Here is a 21173-nt window from a genome sequence, read left to right on the forward strand (position 1 = left end):
TCTGCGTTGTAAGCGCTTATGTCTGCGTTGTAAGCGCTTATGTCTGCGTTGTAAGCGCTTATGTCTGCGTTGTAAGCGCTTATGTCTGCGTTGTAAGCAAAACGGTGTGTAGCAAGCAATTCAGAGTTTTTATCATCTAAGGTATAAGCACTTCAGTATATAACATCGAATAGGTTAGTCAGGTGAGAACTAATCGCTTATTCTATTATAATCGTTTTTCTAGAATATATATAAGCGCTTAATAAAATTGTAATCGTTTATTTTTTATAAATGTAAGCGCTTATTAAATTGTCAAGGTTTCGGTGTGTAAAATCTAATTGTTTTGACAGCTAAGCCTGCGTTATTCTCGTTGCCATCGCGGTGGAGCGGCGTGGCTTGGTAAATTGGCTTGTTGGGCGTGGTGGTCGCTTGGTGGAGAGATAGGTTAGCGATCGCATCGAGAATTTTCACCTCACCACAGTGCTGTTAAGCGGAGATTAAATCTAATCGCTTATTAATTTGTAAGCACTTAGGAGTGTAAAATCTAATTGTTTCGACAGCGATCGCATCGAGAATTTTCACCTCACCACAGTGCTGTTAAGCGGAGATTAAATCTAATCGCTTATTAATTTGTAAGCACTTAGGAGTGTAAAATCTAATTGTTTCGACAGCGATCGCATCGAGAATTTTCACCACAGTGCTGTTAAGCGTAGATTCAATTTAATCGCTTCGTAAGGTATGAACTAATCGCTTATTAAATTTTAAGCGCTTAGGAGTGTAAAATCTAATTGTTTTGACAGCGATCGCTATGGAGCGGTGTGGCTAGGGGTAACGTGACTTGGTGCGTTCGCTGCTGACTGCGGTAAGCGCAAAAATGGCGCGTAATACGGGTTTAGGGCGGTGGTGTACGGTTTTATGACGTGATGGGCGTCTTGTAGTGGTTACGTGGCTTGGTGGGGCATTTGGGGCGGTAGTGTGGCATGGAGCGGCGTGGTGGCACGGTGGCTGTGTGCTGCATTTTCGCGTTGACAACATAACCCCCGCTAATATAGGTCAAATCTGACAAATTCTAAAAAGTGTCAGAAAATGACAAAATCGATTTTTCACTTTCAATCGGCTGAAAGCTATACCTTGTAAGCGTTACAGGTGTCAGATAATTTTTACTGAGATAAAAAGTCAAAAGCTGATACAAACTAACTGTTTTGTACTGAGATAAGCCCATAAAATACAATTCCCCACACCGATCGCTGTAGGGAATTTGGGTTATAGGTAGGTGGTGTGGGGTTCGTTACTGGGGTTTAAGCTTGGTTGCGTCGTTGGTTAAGGTGCTGTTGATGTAATTCTGGGAAGTTCTCTAAGTCCTCAATTGTCTGCGGTGCTGGAAATACTTTGTTATTGGGAGATTGGAATCTATCAATGTAAATTTGTAGCGCTTCTTCATCTTCTCTGTGTTCAAGGATATATTGCCGTAATTCGCTACGGGTCAACGATGTGAAATCAGGTTTGCTCATAAATATCTCCAATTCCCGTTCGGGTAGATAACGATTTCAGTTTCTTCACCTGCCAAAATCACTACATCTTTTGTACGGCGGTCTACAGTTACTAAATATATGGGTAGATACATTTTAGTATTTCTGTAACAGAGAATGAAGCAAGTTCTTATTTGTTCTTGTGTAGGCATATTTTAATTAGTCTTCATCCTCAGAATTATTCATCAACTCACGTAGGCGGCGTATGTTGTCACGGTTTACCGTTAGCAACGTGGGTTCTGTGGTGCTGTTTTCTAGTAATTGCCTCAAATCATCCTCAGCATTCTTTTTGGCGATAATCACTGCTGCAAATATGTTTTTTAGAGGTATGCCATTTTTAAGATTACGGGTAATTGCTAATCCAGCATTAAAATCTTTACAACCTTTTTCAATGAGTTCTACAATTTTTTGTCTTACCAGGTTAATATCACCTTTCACACTAGGGGCAAGTGCAAGTAATTCAAAACCAATACCAGTAGGGTGATATTTAGCATAGGTAAAATAATCAACCCCAGTTCGCATTTCCACGCCGTATTGTAGAACGTCTTCAGATTTAAGATTATTCCAAAAAGTTTTTTGATTTAATCCGAGTGATTTGGTTAGTTCTGAAAGTGTTACTTCATTAGTCTCAAAATTCCTTAACTGTACTTCAGTCTCAAACAGGAATTGTGACCGTGTTATGAGCTTCATTATTTTGTACGCAGTAGTCTCAAAACCCATAGGGTGAACAATTTCTTCACTACCAGACTCTAAAAGTGAAATAGCGATTTTATTACCATCACCAAATTTAATTAACTTTTTTTCTGAATAGATTAGAGGTTCTGTATATTTATCTTCAATACTTTTTGTGTACCATTTAACTAATTTTTTATCTAAATCTTGGAAGCTTCGAGCTTTAATAGGTGCTTCGTTATCAACCAAGTCGTACTCATTACCGTCTATTAAAATAGCTTCATCGTCTATGGCTTTGCAGTAGTTACCAGCGTTAGTGTTGTAGAACTTCGTAAATAATGCAGTTTCTGCCATATAACTTTGTTTGAGCAAATATTTATCCCATTCGATACCAAGTTCGTATTTTAATTCCTCAGCACTTTGAGCGTTATTTTCAAACCATTCTTTACCAGATTTGGTTAAAAAAACTTCAGTTTTCAACTCATAATCAAACTGCTGTAAGTTGTAGTCAGACTCATCTACTTGATAAAAATCCATTAAATGCTGTTTCAGGTTTTTATCAATCCAACCTTGAAAATCGAAATTAGGAGTTATTTCAATTCCAGACTTAATACTCTCATCAAAGTGCTGTAGATATTTTGGGTTTTGATTTACAATCTCATGAAAAGTTTTTCCAAGTGGGATATGTGGCCAACTAAAGCCAGTACCGTCTGTGATTGACCCCATACCGTTTAGAGCGTTAGTCATTAGCCATGCGCCTGACCTAGCGGCAGCTGTTATTTGGTTAGATGCCATAAGGTTATTTGTAATTAAGTACAAACACGCTAGTACACCATAGCCACTATTCCCAAACAGCTTAAGCACTTCCTGAATAGGGTCTTTTGCTTTTTTAAATTCAGCGCGTTTTTCTTTTAATTCAATCCAGTATTTACTAATCGGGAATGCTAGACAGACGTTGTTTTTGTAATATTGTGATTCAATAATTTTTTTACCTCTTTTCATATCAAACTTTTCAATGTACTCGTGGTCTGGTAGCGAATCTCTAATTTTCTGATAATCAGCTATGTTATCTGCTATTAAATCACCGGGGTAAAAACAAACTACATCACATTTAAGGTTTAGATATTCTTCATACCAATCATTGGGAAGTTTTTTAAGTGCTTCAATAGTGCTTTTGCTGATGAGTCCAAATATAATTTGTTTAATTAGAATAATGCTTTGAGCTTGACGTTTGCTCGTTTTGTAGGCGTTAAAACCTTCTATAGATTTCCGATTATCACAGATTTCATAAAGTTTTTGTTGTTTGATGTTTTTTGGTTTGAATTTTAAATCACTCATAACTAAAGTATTGATTGCTTTATCGAGTTTTCCAGACACTCGAATAAACCATCCGTCATGAGGAGCTTTTTGTTCTTCAATAATTTCTAGTGCTTCTCTGAGAGTAAATTTGTATTTGTCGTACTTGCAAGTTAATATTACAGGTTCTCCTAAATAAACATTCATCATGCTCATAAAACTTGCATAGCAAGACTTTAAATCACAATCACTTAAAAAACTTAGCAATAGTTTAACCTTAGACATACGGCTGTAGAGTAAACCACCTACTGTTAAAAAAGGTTGGCAACCAAAGTCATTAAGTGGTGTTTCCTCTAGATTGGTAATACCACCTAAAGCGATAGCGTTACTTACTAATTTTTGAGACTCTTTATCAAGTGCGTTAAACTTTTTGTCGATTGACTCGATTATAAATTTTGAGACGTTGCTGCCAGTGGTATCAGCAATTTGCAGTGGTTCTAGGTCGAAACTTTTCAAAATTACATCATAAAATTCCTGTTGTTTAAGATGTAAATCCCATGTAGCAAAAATATCTGTAGCGTTATACTGTAAGGCTAGTTTTGGAAATTTTTTTAGAAACTGAGTGAAATTTTCTATAGCAAAGTTGATATTATCCGAGCCGAGAGCGTTTGCAATAATGCGAGTGTGAATATTTATTTTTCTAGTTTTCACTTCAAAAATAGATGTTTGGGCATCTAAACCCTTACTGCGTGGTGGGAATCGGTACATCGTTTCGCCTAAATCGTAGTTAAACTCGTATAACCGACCGTCAATACGATTGTATTCAACTATAGGAGTTTTACGTCCGTATTTATTACGCAATTTGAGGCTTCTTTGTTGGGTTAGATTAGACTCTAACAGTTTATGCTGATGCTTTTTACCCCATATCTTGAATAAGTCTGCAAAGCCATAAAAGAATAAAAGCTGAATATCGATTTTTGGTGGTTTTAGTATGACTGTGTATTCACCTGTAGATTTTTCCCGTTGTAGGCTTAAGCAGTTTGGGTCAACATTTAAATCTGCTATCTGATCGTCAAAATACCCTTGCTCCATTAAATCTCGAAATGCTTTATTTACTTTGCGAGTTGTTTGAGTACAATCTACAGCATCGTTAAAAATCTCCTGTATATCATCTACAACGCTGACTAAGCCATCTTCACTTGCAAAGTTGATGTTGTAGCCGAATGCCTTAAGAGCGCTGTGTACAGGGTGAAAATCAACAGTTAACTCGTCATAAGTAAAAACTACCAGATAATCAGAAATTAATTCTGGTAGATAAATACCGATACAATCTACTATTAGTTTTTTCAAATGTTTTGTAGATTCTGTGTCAGATACCAGATAAGTAGATTTAAATTCTGGTAGCGATACTACAGGATTTTTTTCATAAACATTTAATTCACGGTCAACGAAAAACGGCATAACTTCCTATTTAAAGTAGAGGGGAGTTTTTATACTCCCCTGGTGATAATTATTTTGTAGGTTTAAGAGGTTTGATACTAGTTAGTTTGGGAACCTTCAAGCCTTTACTATTTGTTTTTTTGGATGGTTCTAACTCAAATACAACTTTTAAACCCTGAACAGCCTCTACATCAAAACTGGCTAGCTTAGGATTTTGCAAGTCTTTCAAATCAGACTCATTAATTAATTCAAGTTGCAACATTAAACGAGTAAAGTCGTTGTAATCAACAGTTTCGTCAATTTTTTCGTACTTCTCGTTATTGAACGTTTGCCGTGTCCAGATACGGTAAAGTATTGGTTTTTGAGTCCCTTCAGCTTCAATCTGAAACTCGAATTGTGCTGCATAGGTAACCTCTTTACCTTTTTGTATTTCCGTGCGCTCATCAATTTCTAGTACTTGGGTAACGGTTCCCTCTACTAGTCCTTGTTTATTGGTCTGTACCTTGTTTGCTACTTTCGCTTTAAGTGCCATAATGTGTTGTTTACGCTTTGTACGCTTGTTCGCTTTGTCACAATTACAATCTATGGTAAAAAACACTAATTTTACCAAGTCGCAACATTTATTAATACAACTCTAGGATATTATGGTAATAGGGAGGGAGTAAGACTTATGAATGATGTGCGTGATTTTGGCAGGGTACAGAAAGCGAGATTTTTTTCACAAAAGGAAGCGGAATTACTTTCAAGCTTGACTCGAAATCAATTGCGTAAACTGGATGATATCGAGTTAGTAGTACCTGCTAAACATCCAACGATTTTGTATAGTTGGAATCAATTAATATTTCTAAGAGTATTATTTCGATTTAGTGAAGATTGGTCATTTAAACTATTAATAGAGTATTTTAAATTATTTTCTTCTAAAGATTTAGAAACTTTGATTAATAGACTTGACAAATGTACTAGTGCTTTACTTATTTTAGAAAAAAATGACGAGATTTATTTTCAGTTATTAGGAGAGATTACATTAGAAGATAATGACTTAGTTAATCAAAAATTAAAAAAAGCAATTGAAAATATAAAAAACGGTGAGAAGTTAGATTTTGATGATGCTTTTGAAATCATAAAATATATTGCCTACGATGCTTTAGGGGAAAATTCATCATCAAAAATTTGTTTCAAAAAACAAACACTTATAATTATTCCTGAAATAATTCAAGAGATTACTTCACTAGCTCTGGAATTGGAAATTAAAGATTTTGACCTGAAAGTAGGTTAAACCAGTAGATTATATTTCTAATTAACGTTTAAATCCCTGAAAGCTTATCTGTAACTGGTTTAATCTCAACTCTTATTGTGAATGTACCAAGCTCGTACAGTTGACTCAAAGCTTCTCTACGACTGGATTTGACTCAACTCTTAACTTGCAAAAACTGACTACTTAACTCACAGTAAAAACGTGCTGACAATCTTTGCATTTACGGCGATTACCCCCGTGCGAGATATGGTTGTGAGACTCGCATTTAGGGCATTTTAAGGCACTCTCTACCATGTCATAAGTGTAAGCTCCGAAGTCCGGCAATTGAATAAAATACGGTTTACCATCTCCTAATACCAAAGCGAATCTATATGCTTGCGGATTAGTGAAGTCCAGTCCCAACTCCTGATTTTTGGTAGTGCAAAATTCTGTGAGCTTGTCAGCTTGTAGCTTAAGTCTGGTTTGTTCTTCGTTGGTTATCTGGTTTGAATTAGTTATCGCATCGTAGGCGTTGTTGCCAATATGTACATTGACTGCTGAATTCCAGTCACTTCTATCCATACCTGGGTAATGCCGAACATTGGCATTTTGCCCAACGAATAGCACTCCTAAATTTTGGTGACTTGCTTGCTTGATGATAGTAGAAATATTTTGGCCAACATCATTTGGTTTTTCAGCGTGAGTCATTGTACTGTCCACCTCGTCAAAAATCGAGATTTTGAATTTATTACGGTTATTAGTTTTTTCGTTGACGATCGCTGCTAATGATTCAATCCCCAATAGTGAATCGTCATGAGTAAACCCGATCGCTGGAATAGTCCAATGATTTTTTACAGAATCGTGCTGTGGGTTGAATAATTCAGCAGTGCCGCCCCGTGCTAGCAGAATACATACAGCGATATTTTCAGCGGTCGGTGATTTACCACTCTCACTACCGCCAGTGACTCTAACTCGTGACCATGACCTCACGGTATACCGTAACTTATCAGCAGTTTTCCACAGCTTATTTATATCGGCTTCAATGATTGGTTTAATTGGTTTTTTAGCTAAATGCAGCCACGCTGTTAACAAGCCTTCCTCCGCATCCCATCCAAACTTTACAGGTGATAGAGTGTGACAAAGTTGTTGTAGGCGTTCACCTTCAGGTTCTAATTCAGACGGTAAAATAATTCTGCTATTACGGTCGATGTGGAAACTTAAGGTAGATTGCCAGTGGTCATAGTCAGCTTTAGCGCGGTCAAGAATAAAACCCTTAGCTTCAAAATAATCAATTATGATATTGCCTACCCTTAAGTCCTGGCGAGTGGCTACCGACCATTTAAGAGGTCGATTCATCAATTCGATTTTCTCTAATAACTCGTGATTTCGATTGACTAAATGCTTCCCATTTTCAAGGACTTCAGTGAACTCAGATGAATATCGTTCGCTAGTGGAAGTATTTGATTTAATCCACTGTTGGGCGATATTTTCAATTACAGACTCTTTCTCTAAAATATGTAATTTAGCTCGTTCGGATATTTCAACAATATTATTTTGATATTCTGCGAAACTCACAGAATCTTCTGCAAGGCTATTTAGATATTTAATTACAGTTGTGAGTATTTTGATTTTGATATCACTACATCTGCTGATAATGCGTTGCTGTATCCTCAATCCCTCGTCAATTAAAGACTGTAAATTTTTAACTCCCTGATAAGCCTCTAAATCGCTCACCGCCCAGGATTTGACCTTATCGATTTCAGACTCTAAGTTCTCAAAAAATTCTTTTAAATCAGGGTAGTTATGGCTATACCCGGACACCAATCCATCCAGTTTACTAGCTTGGGTTTTATAGGTATCATAAACAATTTCATAAGCGATTCCAGTGCTGAAATTACTTATCTCTCGGATTTTAGATTGGGATGACGACTTCTCTAATTTCAGTTCGTTCTCTAATTCCAAGACACGATTTTTGAGAGAATTATTACTCGATTGTCTCGCAAGCATATCCTCTCTAACAAGCTGCAACTCCTCATCTAACTTTATTTTTATAGAATTACACTCACGGATTACTCTAAGTTTTTCATCCTCAGAGTTACGGCGTTGGCGGTCAAGGACATCAACAGTTTTTTGTAAATTATCGATTTGATTTTTATTTTCTTGGCTATCCAACTGGGAAAAAATAAATCCACCTATCCCGACACCAGTGAGGATAGTCCCGTAAAATTTTATATTTTCATTGGGGCTAACTGCCACAGTAATTGCAGCAGATAACCCCAATATCAGACTAATTGGGGTTAAGTTGTTCATGCGGATGTGGGTACTCTACCCTTTAAATAGGTCTGGATAATTTTTTGTGATTCAGCTTGTAGCCTTTGAATTTCAGCATTTTTCTTTAGCTCCTTAGCCTCAAAAAATTGCCTCATCTGTTCAGTCTCACTCCGCATAGCTTGTGAAGTTACACGGGCTTGGATTAATTTCTCATCGGCTTGAATTAATTTCTCTTGGCTAGTTGCTAAATTGACATTAGCAATATCAAAGTTGACCACCTCTTGTTGTACTTTGATGCCTTCTGTAGCACCTTTAATAATCGACTGTTCGGCTTTATGATATTGCTGTCTGGTTTGCCCTACCTCTTGAATATATTTAAATCCAGCTTGCAGCAATTCTTGTGCGCGACTTGCCCCGGCATAAGTGGCCAGCCCGTTGGTTAATTGCTCATCAGTCGCTTGTAATTCGATTTGTGGATTTAATAAATCACTGGGAATCATCCCCGAAAAATCTTGTTTAGGAAATACTACTCCGCCATAAATATCGGAATTGTGAGTTAGTGCTGAGGATTGAAAACCATTTTGGTAACCATTAGGTTTTACTGTTTGGGCGATATCGCCTATGGTCTTACTACCTTGTGCGGTCGTCTCAACCACTTTACTAGCGACTTGTGAAACATTGCCTAATGATGCAATCGCCTCCTCTGCAATGCGTTTTGCTTTAGCACCGACAGAATTTTCAGCTTGCTCTTTTACCCGTTTTGACCCTGTTAAACCGCCCCTTCGTGCTACCATATAACCTCTTAAATTTGTTCTAGTTTTGATGTGAGGAAGTCACTTTTATATTTATCAGCCTTCAAAATCCCTAACATCTCACTCATCAAATCAGATGATTTTTCTGGGTTAGGGTTTTGTACTGCTAACTGGTTTTGCTCCTCCTCAAATTTTTTACGGGCTAAATTACGCGCATCTAATTTCTGGTAAATATCGTTCACTACCAGAGCGCGAGTCGTATCCGCGTAAGTTGCTTTATAAGCTTGAAAATCCCTGATAGCTGCTAGTTCGGCTCTTTCCTCAATTATTGAAGTCTGTACAGTAGCTTGCAGTGCTTCTACATCAGTGGCAGTCAGGCTACTAGAGTGGACTTGCAGATGTTCGGCTAAATCACCACTGGGTAATGTGGTTTGTAATTGGGATGATTCAGACTCACTAGGAGGTAACTGCAACTGTTCTTTTCCCGTTCCGGGAAAATTTAACTCGTTAGGAGGTAACTGCAACTGATGATTACCAAAAACAGAATCAAGCAAAGCTGTGTGTGATGTTTTTAAATCTGATGATGGCTGCCAAACTGTTTTATTGAATTTGACTGACAAAGTTTCGATTACATCAGACACGGGAATTTGATATTTATTCGCGTAATTTTTAACTTGCATGATTTGTATTCTTTAATTGTTGGTGGTCTAATCATTTTCTAAAGGCGAGTATTTTTTTGTGAGTATTTCGCTAACTCGTACCGAAGAATAATTCAATTTGAGATGTTGAATTTCTTCTAAATATTTAATGTGCGAGTCTAAAATTCGCTTCCCGTTCAAGCCACCGTCATCAGTCACATAGGCTTTCAAAGCTGGAATGTAATTAGCACCAAACGCTAAATATCTGGATAACGTTCGGACGGTAACTTGCAATTTAGCAGCGGCTACAGCCCGTGTATACTCTGGTTCATAAAGTGGATCAGTTTCAGCAAGGTTTTGGGCAGTGGCTAACATTTGTTTTGGTTAATAAATGGTTATTTTGTGGACTAGATAGTTGTCAGACTCGGCAAGACAAGACTTAGAAAGAAGGCTGTAACTATCTCACAAGTAAATATGATCTGTCTGACTTGGTAGTCGGAGTCTGTCTGGTAAAGTGATGCTCACCAGTCCATATCTTTCATATATAGCATTAAACGACCGCTCGTAATCTAAGCGATTATTAAATGACCTTATACAATACAACCTAACCTAAAAGTCCGAAACCTTACCAGATAAAGGTTAAAATGAAAAACGACCGATTACAACATATAAGATTATTTTATAACCAGTCATATTTTAAGCGGTCGTGAGAACTGCTAGTAATATAGATGTAGGGAATTAGGTAATGCCAATTACTATAAAAATTCGAGATATAAGACTTAGTAAAAACCTGACTCAAAGGCAACTAGCTGACGCAATTGGTGTTACAGAATCAAACTATCGCAAACTAGAAAGTAACCGCGTAAAATCAATATCTTTAGATACACTTTATACCTTATGCAAAACACTTGAATGTACACCTAACGATATTTTCGAGGTGGTAGAAAATGCAGAACAAGATAATCTTCTTGACCGATAAGGCAAGTACAAACAACTTTAAGGTGGGTACTAGGTGGGTAATTAGCAAACAAGGTGGGAACGTCTACCTTTGAAACTCTAAAACCCTTGCTACGGCGTTGGTGGGTGTGTAAAGTGAGTGGTTTAAAATTTTCCCGCCGGGGGAACTCAACCGATGATAAACGCATTGATAAGCGCTTAGAAAATATATAAACACTTAATTGACATTAATAAGCGCTTAGATTAATATGTAAGCAGTTGAGATAATTAACTGCTATGCAACCAATGACACCACAAGAGTATTTTGAAAAAATTAGATTTTTACGCACTCCAGAAGAAATAAAATCAGTGTGTGAGGAGCTAACAAGCGTATTATTAAAGCCAGATTACGCTACAAAAACCCGCGCAAATAAACTGACTCCCTACAACAAAGTAATAAATACAATTCCCGTTGAAGAATTGGTTGAGGGAGAAAACGCTTACATTCAAACAAAAGAAGACGGCACACTCTGGAAACGCCATCTACACTTTAAATTCAGTGGTTTAGCGGATACGAACTGGAATGGTGAGGGTGGTATCAACAGTGGCGACACAAAGATAACGCGATTAGAGAACCGTCAAAAAATAGATGTTACCAGTTATTTGGAAACGACTATTAAATTACTCCAGAGTGAAGACCCTCATGAATTAGCAGTTGGACTGGTTGCTGCTAGCGGCCGCCGCCCGATTGAAGTTCTAGTTCGTGGCAATTTTTCAGAGGAGACGAAAATACCTAAATACCTTAAACCAGGATACTTTTTAAGATTTACAGGTCAAGCAAAAAAGAGAGATTACGATATTCCAGAGGATGAACGGCCTGAATATCGTATTGGTGTGTTAGTTCCCGCCTCTCTATTTTTTGAGGCAATCGAGCGTTTTGACAAGATGCCCGAAACTGTAGTAATTAAAGACTTTCTAAATAACGAAGAAGAAAAAGGAACTTCACCAGAAGAAATTAATAAAAAAATCGAAAATAAACGTGGTAATTCATTACGCCGTGTAATTGAAAAAGAATTCAACTTTTTACCGCCCCGGCACGGACATGAAAAAATCAATGCTATTTCACTCAGAGCGGCTTACTTGCGCTTGATTACCGAGAGAGACTGTCCAAAAAAAATTAATGATTTATTGTGGGCATCACGAGCAGTAGGACACTTTATCGACAATAAAAAGCCAGATGATGGTCAACTCAAACATTTAGTCACCACACTAGGATATTCCGATTATTACGTTGATGAGCCAGTACCATTTGTAGGCGAAGAATCTGAAAAACCACAGCAACCTGAAAAATCACAAGAAGCTGAAGAATCACAAGAAGCTGAAGAATCACAAGAAGCTGAAAAATCACAATCAACTGAAAAACCACAGATATCAGACGAACATAGAGAATTAGTTCTCAGAAATAGATTGAGTATTTATGAGTCTGACAATGAGAAACTAAAGCTAATAAAGGAAAAACATAATTTTGAAAATAACCAAGATTTAGTCAGGTATCTAATCAAACAACATGATGCCGTTTTCGAGCTTGAAAAACAAGTACAACAATTAAAATCCGCGATAGCTATTAACGAAAAAAATCAGAATAATATGCAGAAAATCAATGAGACTGATTTAGATAAAGTTATAGAACAGAAGATTGAAGCGGCGTTACAGAAACTCTTACCGAAAATTCAGAATCTACAAGTAAAGCAATCGGAAACTCTATTAAACTCAGAAACTAAAGCATCACAAACTAAACCGACAAAACCTGAGAAAGATTGGGAGAGTGTACCAAGTGACGAACTGAGAAATACTAAAGTTAGCGGTGCTGCTATAGAAAAAATCCGTCGTGCATATTTAGCAATCACAGCACATAACGATAACGCCACAGAGAAAAATCAAAAATGGTATGTGGGATTGCGTGTCCTATCAGAGTTATCAGGCTGTAACGGTCAATTAATCTCACCTTGGATTGCAGAACATAAGCAATTAATTGATGACCACAATGCAAAACATGAGTTAGGAGTTCACCACAATAAAGTTCACAAAGTCTCTATTACAGAAGTCGTTAAATGGTGATATCCGCAAAAGTTATGGTCGGCTGTACTTAGCAGCTTTTTGGTCGATGTCATTAAAAGTCTAAATACCGCCCACTACGCTACCGTTGCCCTATGCACCTCACGGTAGACCGTGGCATTTAGCCAATAGTCAACTAACAAAAAGCTCTAAATCTTTGTGTGTTCAGACTTAGTAGAGATGTCGTCATAACTGGATATGTACTAATCAACAGCCGTTATGAAAGAGACTTACCGACCAGCCCAACCTCAACCACTGCACAACCCGACCCCCGACGCCCCGTCCCCAACACGCAAGATGACAACGCGACGTTCGCTAACATATTGTGTTAACTTGTAGTGCCAAAAAAAACAAAAAATTAGCACTACAAATTGCTATTTGTAAATCTAGATAGAAACTTAGCCGATGGTATTAGAGTCTGCGGAATCAAGTTTAAGATGAGTCTGTATCATATTTAAAATTTGTAAAGAATTTGACTTTAAATAGACTCTTCCATGTTGGGAGGTTATAGCCCTTGGAAAAATATGTCAAGTTTAAAGATTTTATTTAACATAATATATAGGAACACAACTTCTGAAAAATTTTAGCTGTTGAAGAATCTGTTATTTTCAGAGGGGAGGGCAAAAATATGAGCCTCAGTGACTTTCTTGCACTACCAGATGTAAGGGCAAGATTTAAAGCAGAATTCCCCAAGCCAAAATTTGATGTAAAAGAAGAATTATTGGCACCAGCACCGAATGGTAGTGATGTTCGTCTAGTGGGAACGGCATTTGATTATTTGTTACGTTTCCATATCAAATATCAAAATCCTCACGCTCAGGAATCAGAATGGATTGCTGAGTATGCTTTATATTACTTAAAAAAGAAGAGGAAAGATAATTTATACAACCAAGCCAAAAGAGTTATCGACCAAGCTCATAAAAATTATCAAGAATTCTTGACCAATGGACAATTAACAAATGAGTTACTTCAATCAGCCTTACAGCTAGGAAGGCTAGATGCTATTATGCGGGTGGGTTATATTCATGAAACGTGGGAAGTAATTAATCAGCAAGATATTCAGGATTTGCGAAGTTTAGCCCCGTTATTAAAGCCTGAGCTTTTTAATTCTTCGGCGAAAATAATTTTGAATCCTACTTGGCCGAAAGCAGCCTTTTTAGTTCGTGGAGCCGATAGCGATTTAATTGTTGATGATTTGCTCGTGGATTTCAAGACCGTAAAAAAACTCAGTCTGGAACGTCGCTACTTGAATCAGTTGATGGGTTACTATACTTTGTCTGTGATTGAGCAAATGCTGGAAAAGGATACCGTTGAGTTAAAGCGTTTAGGTATATACTTTTCGCGTTTTGGGGTGCTTTATGAATTCAATGTGGAAGAGGTGGTTAATTTTGAAGCTTTCCCCAAATTTCTAGAATGGTTTATCGCACGAGCGCAAGAATATAGTGGTCGCACACTAATTTCATTGCATGAGTGTGCTAGCTGAAAATTCATCAACAGAAGCGGTAACTGCCGATAGTGGAATTTTGAGTGTAAATGTCATTCCCGTATCCGGAATCATGACTTATGAGTTCTCTAGCGATCGCCAAAAGCTTTAGCACATCGCAAACATTTCCCAAATAATTGATTTTTGTACAGCTAATTTTAACGGCTGTGTTAGCACTACAAAATCCCGTTCTGGGAATTGCAAAAATTCCCAGATTGGGAAAAATTGGGGGTAGAGGCGATCGCTATTCCCGTGGCTAACTAAATAATTACTGATAGCTGGCGATTGACTAAATCTCTGCTCAAAATCAACAGATAGTCCACTCGGATATCACGGTATACCCTGATATCGGTACTCTTCCAGGTGAAAGCGATCGCTAAATTTCCCGATTCGGGAAAATAGGTAAAGAAATTGGGAGAAATGATCTTGCTGTAGTCAAAGAGGTGTATGGATATGAAGGAGACAAAATTGTGATTTTGTCTGTTTGAAATATCCGTTCATTATGACACCAGTAGTAGCAGTCAAGCCCAGAGGAAAGCAACTATCTAAATTAGCTCCCGTTAATGCCCAACAACGGTTAATTCAGTTGTGGTTGCACGACAAGCCCGACTCGACCCAAAAGTGTTATCTGCGGTATGCGGCGCAGTTTACTGGATTTTTGGCAGGAGTGGGGAAAGCGATCGCCCACACGACTGTTGAAGATATGGTGGAGTTTTCTGAACATTTGCACCAAAAGGGATTGGCTGCACCTACGATTCAAACCTATATGGCGGCGGTCAAAAGTTTGCTCTCCTTTGCTTATAAAACAGGCTACATAAAACAAAATCCCGGTGCTGCTGTCAAGTTAAAGAAAATTGACCAGCGATTGCATGAGAAAGTTTTGACTCTAACTGATATCGCGCTGATGATTCGGCTGACCGAACGGGCCGAGTATCGTTATCAAGCTCAACAAATTAGAGACTTGTTGATATTAAAGCTGTTATATGTAGCAGGCTTGCGAGTGTCGGAGTTAGTAGGGCTGAGGTGGAGAGATTTTACAGAGCGCGATCGCTCCGGGCAAGTTACGGTGGTTGGCAAGGGGAATAAGTCTCGTCATGTTTTACTGCCAGAATATTTGTGGCACGAATTGATGGATTACAGGACAGACGCGCCCAAAGATGCCTATGTTTTCAAGAGTCGTAACGGTAAAAATAAGCCGCTACACCGTCAAAACGTAGATCCCATTATTAAAGATGCTGCCCAACGAGCGGGCCTAATGGAGAAAGTTAGTTGCCATTGGCTCAGGCACTCCCACGCCACTCACAATGCTGAGAGGAATACGCCCGTTCCATTAATCCAGCAAACAATGGGCCACGCTGATATTGCTACTACGTCAGGTTATATCCACATCCGACCGGGAGATAGCAGTGCTTTGCATTTGCCACGGGTTTAAATACAGACTCTTATTCTGTTATTTTTGAAGAGAATTGAAAAAGACTACCAGTCTGGATTTGTCGCGTATCCTCTCCCCATTCAGCGAACAAATGCCCATTACTGGAGAAGACAAAAGGCACATTAAACCGCTTCTGATAATTTCGTGCTTGTTGGATACCAAAATCCGGTAACTTATTTTCTGTTTTAGCCTCAATTACAGCAACAGGCGTCGGTGGTTTACCTAGAATTACTATAATCGATTTAACAGATTCATCACTACTTCATAAGAAGGAATATTGCCTTGATTTATAAATAATATTGCTGCTTGTTGTAAGTTTATTATTCCTTTTTGTTTGTCTTTAAGCTGATAATATAAAACACCAATATTGTAGTAAGCTTGAGCTGAATCAGGATTAATTTGGATAGCCTTGTTGAAATCATTCAGTGCTAATTCTGATTTTTGCTGGTTATAGTAAACTAGACCTCTATTGAGATAAGCTACACTATCATTAGGATTAAGTTGGATAGCCTTATTGAAGTCTGCTAGAGCTAATTCCCATTTCTGCTGGTTACAGTAAATTAGACCTCTATTGGCATAAGTTTGAGTTAAATCAGGATTAAGTTGAATAGCCTTGTTGAAATCTGTCAGAGCTAATTCCCATTTCTGTTGCTGGTTATAGTAAAAAAGACCTCTATTGTAGTAAGCTATAGCTAAACCAGGGTTTATTTGGATAGCCTTGTTATAATCATCCAGTGCTAATTCCCATTTTTTCATATCATCATAAAGATTACCGCGACCTACGTAACTATCAGCATTATCAGGATTAAGTTGGATAACCTTGTTGTAATCAGTCAGTGCTAATTCCCATTTCTGCTGGTTTTTGTAAATATCACAGCGACCAGTGTAAGCAAGATAACAATCAGGATTAAGTTGGATTGCCTTGTTAAAATCTGCCAGTGCTAACTCCCATTGTTTATGGTCATAGTAAAGAACACCGCGAACGCTGTAAGCAAGAGAACAATCAGGATTAAGTTGGATTGCTTTGTTGTAATTAGCCAGTGCTAATTCCCATTGTTTTTGGTCATAGTAAAGAACACCGCGATTGCAGTAAACATTGGCTTCCTGTTCTCGCAGTTGTTGTGGACTATTCATAATTAGTTAATGGTAGGTTTTTTTGAAGTAAGAAGGGTTGTTCACCATGATAGCTTGGTATTATGTTGGTGTCACTTCATATCTTTCCATGATGAAAATGGGAATACTAAATTTATCAATATAAGTGCTTAGACTTATTCACATACTCTAAAAATCCTTCAATCTGCGCTGATGAAGGTTATGGCTATATTATCGCTAGTTCGTGATTATGAAGCATACAAAGACCATTTCAGTTTTCCTACAGAAGCGATAAATCCTCTAACAGTACAGCCAAACCAAAAGGGATTACCACCTCGTAAAACTGAATAACCAAAATTAGAGTAGACTATTTCAAACATAAAAGCCCCAAGTATTTTAAAATTGGATATTTAGGGCATTGATAAAAAATATCTAAGTTGTACTCAGATTGTAAAACTCTAAATAAAAAATTGTAACAAATTAATTAGTTATTTTGAGAGAATTTTCTTTTACCCATTCGGCTATAGACTCTTGACTTTCTTTATCAGTTGAAAGTCTTTTTATCATTAGTACAACTTCATCTTCTGGTACTATTAAAGAATATCCATTTAATATAAGAAAAGTAGCCATCGAAACGAAAGCTACCCTTTTATTCCCATCTACAAATGCATGGTTCTTAGCAAACGCAAAAGCATAAGCTGCTGCTAATTCAAAAATAGTTGGTGTAGGTTCGCCATAAGCATATAAATTTAAAGGTCTTGCTAAACTAGCTGAGAGCAGATTAGTATCTCTTATACCAGGAAGACCACCGTGTTCAGCTAGTTGTTCTTCGTGCATAGCTAAAATAACTTCCTCACTCAACCAAAAAATATCATTCACTTAGCTAACTCACGAAGCGCGTTCCTATACTGCTTACTTACTTGCTTATAAGCTTCCATAGCCTTATCAAATTGAGATTTACTAGATATTTCTTGAACATTACGGCGTGCTTGAACATTACGGCGTGCTTGAACATTACGGCGTGCTTGAGCATTACGAGGAGTAGTCACAATTAAAAGAAATCTTCTCTTTACAGTGACTAATCTCAAAGTGTTTCCAATTTTACGAAGTTTCAAGGTTTGCATAATAAGGCATACCCTCTGTTAACGTCGTCAATACCATATACATTTCTATTATCCGGGTAATAGAGAAAAAAGTCACTTTCTCACCATAAACTCACTCTGCCACTACCAAAATTCTCTACTGCTACACGACGGCATCACAGCCCTCACAGGTCAAGGCCGCTATTCACTCGCATCATCGGGTATTAAGGCTAGTTGGCTATAGCTGAAATTCACCCATTCCCAGCACAGCAGATAACTCGGCACTAGGGAGAGTAGCGGAGTGTGACGATTGCTTTAATCATTTTTATCTAATGTTACTTTTTCACTTCCAACAGTCATCACCATATAGAATCTCCTCTTTCCCATCTGGTTGGTATCGCGTACACCACCCATCTTGCTTACGCCATTCGCGATCAATTTTTATTATTGCTGATATCGCAACTGTGCCGATGCTAACCGCCATAACAATACGCTTCCATCTAAACTTTGGGATATTTAGTATAAAACTGGGAACTCTAGATATTAAGAAGGAATAACAAATTATTTTTTCGATATCTTCATAAATAATTTTATAAAAATGAAAATAATGTATGAAATAAATAGTATTGAATTATTACGGGAACAACAATATGACTTTATAAAAAGGCTTAAAGATGATTCTTTATTAAATTGTCAAACCGCAGGTACAAATAGTGAAATAACAGTTGTGTCAGATCTAAGTACAATAAGAAAAATAGGTAATTTTTCTTTATCTATGTTTAATAAATATAAAAATCCGTATGAAAAGATTTCATCTAAAGAAAACATAGAAATTATTGAAAAAAATTTTATAGGCAAGTTAGGAGAGGAAGCTGTCAAAAGCCGCTTAGATCAATTAGTTACTGAAGTTGACTATACAATCAAAAAATATGGCGACAATAAAGTTGATTTCAAGTTAATTTTTGATTCAAGCATAGGAGGAATTCAGGTTAAAACACGTAATGATATTTATGATACTGTTAAGTGGTCAATAAGTAAAAAAGAAATTGAAGAAAACACTTTTTTAGTTTGTATGTTAATTGAAAAAAAAGTAACCCTTAAAGAAATCTTAGCAAGCGTTAAAGAAATATCACAAAATAATGAAAATAAAGAATATGAATATAAAATTATATCAGCCGGATTTCTCCCAATAGATTTAATTAAGAAAGAGTGTAAAAAACAATTTACTATACATGATCTTTTGTATAGTAGCGGATTAAATGCTTATCTCAATAAATTAATGGAGTTGAAAATAGCAGAATTATTAAAGTAAATGCTACTCTGCTAGGTAGTGGTAACGATAGATAAAATATGCCTAGACAAACACCTGATTAACGACCCATTCCCCATAATTCCATTTGTACCCCGTAGCGCTTCTTATAGCTGTGGGGTTTTGCATGGATAGCGAGGTGTGATCGCTTTTGAAGGAATTAATTTTATTACTCTCTAGCTTGCCTCAATTGTAGATATTTCTGTAAACCTTTATGAGTCAAATAAATCGGATCTAGGTCATTAAAAACTTTAGCTCTAAATGAAATTAAATCACTCTCTTTTAATAACACCAAAGTTTGCTCTAACTCAACATGACCAAGACCTGCGTTATCATAAATCAAATGATAAACCGTTAATTTAGGATTTTCTTCAGAGCTTTGGATCAATTTAGAAGCAATATCAAAAACTTTCTCTATCTGATTGAAGTCCATATTTATTACATTCTATCTCCAACATTATCGGTAATAACTTATATAAAATTCTAAGTCAAGCTATATGAACACTAAAGGATCTAATGCATAGCTGAGGATGACTTGCGGCAACTGCTAGAGAACAGTGCGAGTGAACCCACACTCTTAACCGTAAAACCTCAGAACATACGCCGCCTACGCGAGTTAATGAATAATTCTGACGATGAAGACTAGCGCCAAAAATCTCACATCCTTTTCAAAATTCCCCCCTAGCGCGATCGGTGTGGGGAATTGTATTTTATGGGCTTATCTCAGTACAAAACAGTTAGTTTGTATCAGCTTTTGACTTTTTATCTCAGTAAAAATTATCTGACACCTGTAACGCTTACAAGGTATAGCTTTCAGCCGATTGAAAGTGAAAAATCGATTTTGTCATTTTCTGACACTTTTTAGAATTTGTCAGATTTGACCTATATTAGCGGGGGTTATGTTGTCAACGCGAAAATGCAGCACACAGCCACCGTGCCACCACGCCGCTCCATGCCACACTACCGCCCCAAATGCCCCACCAAGCCACGTAACCACTACAAGACGCCCATCACGTCATAAAACCGTACACCACCGCCCTAAACCCGTATTACGCGCCATTTTTGCGCTTACCGCAGTCAGCAGCGAACGCACCAAGTCACGTTACCCCTAGCCACACCGCTCCATAGCGATCGCTGTCAAAACAATTAGATTTTACACTCCTAAGCGCTTAAAATTTAATAAGCGATTAGTTCATACCTTACGAAGCGATTAAATTGAATCTACGCTTAACAGCACTGTGGTGAAAATTCTCGATGCGATCGCTGTCGAAACAATTAGATTTTACACTCCTAAGTGCTTACAAATTAATAAGCGATTAGATTTAATCTCCGCTTAACAGCACTGTGGTGAGGTGAAAATTCTCGATGCGATCGCTGTCGAAACAATTAGATTTTACACTCCTAAGTGCTTACAAATTAATAAGCGATTAGATTTAATCTCCGCTTAACAGCACTGTGGTGAGGTGAAAATTCTCGATGCGATCGCTAACCTATCTCTCCACCAAGCGACCACCACGCCCAACAAGCCAATTTACCAAGCCACGCCGCTCCACCGCGATGGCAACGAGAATAACGCAGGCTTAGCTGTCAAAACAATTAGATTTTACACACCGAAACCTTGACAATTTAATAAGCGCTTACATTTATAAAAAATAAACGATTACAATTTTATTAAGCGCTTATATATATTCTAGAAAAACGATTATAATAGAATAAGCGATTAGTTCTCACCTGACTAACCTATTCGATGTTATATACTGAAGTGCTTATACCTTAGATGATAAAAACTCTGAATTGCTTGCTACACACCGTTTTGCTTACAACGCAGACATAAGCGCTTACAACGCAGACATAAGCGCTTACAACGCAGACATAAGCGCTTACAACGCAGACATAAGCGCTTACAACGCAGA

Annotated in this window: 22 protein-coding genes; 9 read left to right on the plus strand and 13 right to left on the minus strand. The window is 37.4% G+C overall.

Features of this window, described 5'->3' with window-relative positions; translation table 11 throughout:
- Positions 1–291: 291 nt before the first annotated feature.
- The 5 genes from GNE10_RS15245 to GNE10_RS15260 form a co-directional block, all read right to left on the minus strand.
- Positions 292–450, minus strand: coding sequence for a hypothetical protein (locus GNE10_RS15245; protein ID WP_185565901.1), 159 nt, complete (start codon positions 448–450; stop codon positions 292–294).
- An 827-nt stretch (positions 451–1277) separates the two neighbouring features.
- Entirely contained in the window at positions 1278–1490 is a 213-nt protein-coding gene (locus GNE10_RS15250; protein WP_185565902.1) for a DUF6887 family protein, read from the minus strand.
- On the minus strand, positions 1487–1660 hold the full coding sequence (locus GNE10_RS36510) for a DUF6888 family protein (RefSeq protein WP_397325675.1): 174 nt from the start codon (positions 1658–1660) through the stop codon (positions 1487–1489). Before GNE10_RS36510 ends, GNE10_RS15250 begins: the two co-directional genes overlap by 4 nt.
- A 7-nt stretch (positions 1661–1667) precedes the next feature.
- Complete coding sequence (locus GNE10_RS15255) at positions 1668–4937, minus strand: hypothetical protein (protein WP_185565903.1); 3270 nt, start codon at positions 4935–4937, stop codon at positions 1668–1670.
- Between the two features lie 49 nt (positions 4938–4986).
- Positions 4987–5448 (minus strand): hypothetical protein, encoded by a 462-nt coding sequence (locus GNE10_RS15260; protein ID WP_185565904.1) that lies wholly within the window; start codon positions 5446–5448, stop codon positions 4987–4989.
- A gap of 138 nt (positions 5449–5586) precedes the next feature.
- On the opposite strand from GNE10_RS15260, the gene GNE10_RS15265 reads away from it, so the two are divergent.
- Positions 5587–6192, plus strand: coding sequence for a hypothetical protein (locus tag GNE10_RS15265; protein ID WP_185565905.1), 606 nt, complete (start codon positions 5587–5589; stop codon positions 6190–6192).
- Positions 6193–6354: 162 nt separating this feature from the next.
- Here the strand turns inward: GNE10_RS15265 and GNE10_RS15270 are convergent, their stop codons facing one another.
- Genes GNE10_RS15270 through GNE10_RS15285 form a run of 4 tightly spaced genes read right to left on the minus strand, consistent with a single transcriptional unit; the run spans position 6355 to position 10186 of the window.
- Positions 6355–8460 carry a hypothetical protein gene (locus GNE10_RS15270; RefSeq protein ID WP_185565906.1) on the minus strand — a complete coding sequence of 702 codons (2106 nt, stop codon included), beginning with the start codon at positions 8458–8460 and terminating at the stop codon, positions 6355–6357.
- Entirely contained in the window at positions 8457–9215 is a 759-nt protein-coding gene (locus tag GNE10_RS15275) for a hypothetical protein (RefSeq protein ID WP_185565907.1), read from the minus strand. The genes GNE10_RS15270 and GNE10_RS15275 overlap by 4 nt, the downstream gene beginning before the upstream one ends.
- 8 nt (positions 9216–9223) lie before the next feature.
- The gene (locus GNE10_RS15280; RefSeq protein WP_185565908.1) at positions 9224–9853 is read right to left on the minus strand and encodes a hypothetical protein; all 630 of its coding nucleotides are present in this window, start codon (positions 9851–9853) and stop codon (positions 9224–9226) included.
- A gap of 27 nt (positions 9854–9880) precedes the next feature.
- Entirely contained in the window at positions 9881–10186 is a 306-nt protein-coding gene (locus GNE10_RS15285; protein WP_185565909.1) for a hypothetical protein, read from the minus strand.
- Positions 10187–10556: 370 nt separating this feature from the next.
- Here GNE10_RS15285 and GNE10_RS15290 point away from each other — a divergent pair, with 370 nt between their 5' ends.
- The 5 genes from GNE10_RS15290 (at position 10557) to GNE10_RS15305 (ending at position 15777) form a co-directional block, all read left to right on the plus strand.
- Complete coding sequence (locus tag GNE10_RS15290) at positions 10557–10790, plus strand: helix-turn-helix transcriptional regulator (protein WP_185565910.1); 234 nt, start codon at positions 10557–10559, stop codon at positions 10788–10790.
- A gap of 254 nt (positions 10791–11044) precedes the next feature.
- A complete protein-coding gene (locus GNE10_RS15295) occupies positions 11045–12865 on the plus strand; it encodes a protelomerase family protein (protein WP_221642861.1) in 1821 nt (606 codons plus the stop codon).
- Between the two features lie 625 nt (positions 12866–13490).
- Positions 13491–14345 carry a hypothetical protein gene (locus GNE10_RS15300; protein ID WP_185565912.1) on the plus strand — a complete coding sequence of 285 codons (855 nt, stop codon included), beginning with the start codon at positions 13491–13493 and terminating at the stop codon, positions 14343–14345.
- Positions 14329–14457, plus strand: a complete 129-nt coding sequence (locus GNE10_RS35980) for a hypothetical protein (RefSeq protein ID WP_260446890.1) — start codon at positions 14329–14331, stop codon at positions 14455–14457. The genes GNE10_RS15300 and GNE10_RS35980 overlap by 17 nt, the downstream gene beginning before the upstream one ends.
- A gap of 390 nt (positions 14458–14847) precedes the next feature.
- The gene (locus GNE10_RS15305) at positions 14848–15777 is read left to right on the plus strand and encodes a tyrosine-type recombinase/integrase (RefSeq protein WP_185565913.1); all 930 of its coding nucleotides are present in this window, start codon (positions 14848–14850) and stop codon (positions 15775–15777) included.
- 231 nt (positions 15778–16008) lie between these two features.
- On the opposite strand, the gene GNE10_RS15310 is transcribed toward GNE10_RS15305, so the two are convergent.
- Positions 16009–16911 (minus strand): tetratricopeptide repeat protein, encoded by a 903-nt coding sequence (locus GNE10_RS15310; RefSeq protein WP_185565914.1) that lies wholly within the window; start codon positions 16909–16911, stop codon positions 16009–16011.
- Between the two features lie 180 nt (positions 16912–17091).
- On the opposite strand from GNE10_RS15310, the gene GNE10_RS35985 reads away from it, so the two are divergent.
- A complete protein-coding gene (locus tag GNE10_RS35985; RefSeq protein ID WP_260446891.1) occupies positions 17092–17220 on the plus strand; it encodes a hypothetical protein in 129 nt (42 codons plus the stop codon).
- 129 nt (positions 17221–17349) lie between these two features.
- On the opposite strand, the gene GNE10_RS15315 is transcribed toward GNE10_RS35985, so the two are convergent.
- Entirely contained in the window at positions 17350–17748 is a 399-nt protein-coding gene (locus GNE10_RS15315) for a type II toxin-antitoxin system death-on-curing family toxin (RefSeq protein ID WP_185565915.1), read from the minus strand.
- Positions 17745–17918, minus strand: coding sequence for an AbrB/MazE/SpoVT family DNA-binding domain-containing protein (locus GNE10_RS15320; RefSeq protein WP_185565916.1), 174 nt, complete (start codon positions 17916–17918; stop codon positions 17745–17747). Before GNE10_RS15320 ends, GNE10_RS15315 begins: the two co-directional genes overlap by 4 nt.
- Positions 17919–18558: 640 nt before the next feature.
- Between GNE10_RS15320 and GNE10_RS15325 the strand changes: the two genes are divergently transcribed.
- Positions 18559–19263 (plus strand): hypothetical protein, encoded by a 705-nt coding sequence (locus tag GNE10_RS15325; RefSeq protein ID WP_185565917.1) that lies wholly within the window; start codon positions 18559–18561, stop codon positions 19261–19263.
- Positions 19264–19429: 166 nt separating this feature from the next.
- Here the strand turns inward: GNE10_RS15325 and GNE10_RS15330 are convergent, their stop codons facing one another.
- Positions 19430–19693, minus strand: a complete 264-nt coding sequence (locus GNE10_RS15330) for a hypothetical protein (protein WP_185565918.1) — start codon at positions 19691–19693, stop codon at positions 19430–19432.
- 1030 nt (positions 19694–20723) lie between these two features.
- On the opposite strand from GNE10_RS15330, the gene GNE10_RS15335 reads away from it, so the two are divergent.
- On the plus strand, positions 20724–20882 hold the full coding sequence (locus GNE10_RS15335; RefSeq protein ID WP_185565901.1) for a hypothetical protein: 159 nt from the start codon (positions 20724–20726) through the stop codon (positions 20880–20882).
- Positions 20883–21173: the final 291 nt, after the last annotated feature.

Origin of the sequence: Nostoc sp. 2RC (assembly GCF_014222165.1) — a bacterium.
In the GTDB taxonomy this organism is placed as follows: Bacteria; Cyanobacteriota; Cyanobacteriia; order Cyanobacteriales; family Nostocaceae; genus Nostoc; species Nostoc linckia.

Excerpts from the sequence above, each read along its gene's own strand:
- GNE10_RS15255 (WP_185565903.1), bottom strand. The coding sequence starts at position 4,937 with ATGCCGTTTTTCGTTGACCGTGAATTAAATGTTTATGAAAAAAATCCT.
- GNE10_RS15285 (WP_185565909.1), bottom strand. The coding sequence starts at position 10,186 with ATGTTAGCCACTGCCCAAAACCTTGCTGAAACTGATCCACTTTATGAA.
- GNE10_RS15295 (WP_221642861.1), top strand. The coding sequence starts at position 11,045 with ATGCAACCAATGACACCACAAGAGTATTTTGAAAAAATTAGATTTTTA.
- GNE10_RS15290 (WP_185565910.1), top strand. The coding sequence starts at position 10,557 with ATGCCAATTACTATAAAAATTCGAGATATAAGACTTAGTAAAAACCTG.
- GNE10_RS15280 (WP_185565908.1), bottom strand. The coding sequence starts at position 9,853 with ATGCAAGTTAAAAATTACGCGAATAAATATCAAATTCCCGTGTCTGAT.
- GNE10_RS35985 (WP_260446891.1), top strand. The coding sequence starts at position 17,092 with ATGGCTATATTATCGCTAGTTCGTGATTATGAAGCATACAAAGACCAT.
- GNE10_RS15270 (WP_185565906.1), bottom strand. The coding sequence starts at position 8,460 with ATGAACAACTTAACCCCAATTAGTCTGATATTGGGGTTATCTGCTGCA.
- GNE10_RS15260 (WP_185565904.1), bottom strand. The coding sequence starts at position 5,448 with ATGGCACTTAAAGCGAAAGTAGCAAACAAGGTACAGACCAATAAACAA.
- GNE10_RS15300 (WP_185565912.1), top strand. The coding sequence starts at position 13,491 with ATGAGCCTCAGTGACTTTCTTGCACTACCAGATGTAAGGGCAAGATTT.
- GNE10_RS15250 (WP_185565902.1), bottom strand. The coding sequence starts at position 1,490 with ATGAGCAAACCTGATTTCACATCGTTGACCCGTAGCGAATTACGGCAA.
- GNE10_RS15305 (WP_185565913.1), top strand. The coding sequence starts at position 14,848 with ATGACACCAGTAGTAGCAGTCAAGCCCAGAGGAAAGCAACTATCTAAA.
- GNE10_RS35980 (WP_260446890.1), top strand. The coding sequence starts at position 14,329 with ATGAGTGTGCTAGCTGAAAATTCATCAACAGAAGCGGTAACTGCCGAT.
- GNE10_RS15330 (WP_185565918.1), bottom strand. The coding sequence starts at position 19,693 with ATGGACTTCAATCAGATAGAGAAAGTTTTTGATATTGCTTCTAAATTG.
- GNE10_RS15265 (WP_185565905.1), top strand. The coding sequence starts at position 5,587 with ATGAATGATGTGCGTGATTTTGGCAGGGTACAGAAAGCGAGATTTTTT.
- GNE10_RS15275 (WP_185565907.1), bottom strand. The coding sequence starts at position 9,215 with ATGGTAGCACGAAGGGGCGGTTTAACAGGGTCAAAACGGGTAAAAGAG.
- GNE10_RS15325 (WP_185565917.1), top strand. The coding sequence starts at position 18,559 with ATGTATGAAATAAATAGTATTGAATTATTACGGGAACAACAATATGAC.
- GNE10_RS15310 (WP_185565914.1), bottom strand. The coding sequence starts at position 16,911 with ATGAATAGTCCACAACAACTGCGAGAACAGGAAGCCAATGTTTACTGC.
- GNE10_RS36510 (WP_397325675.1), bottom strand. The coding sequence starts at position 1,660 with ATGCCTACACAAGAACAAATAAGAACTTGCTTCATTCTCTGTTACAGA.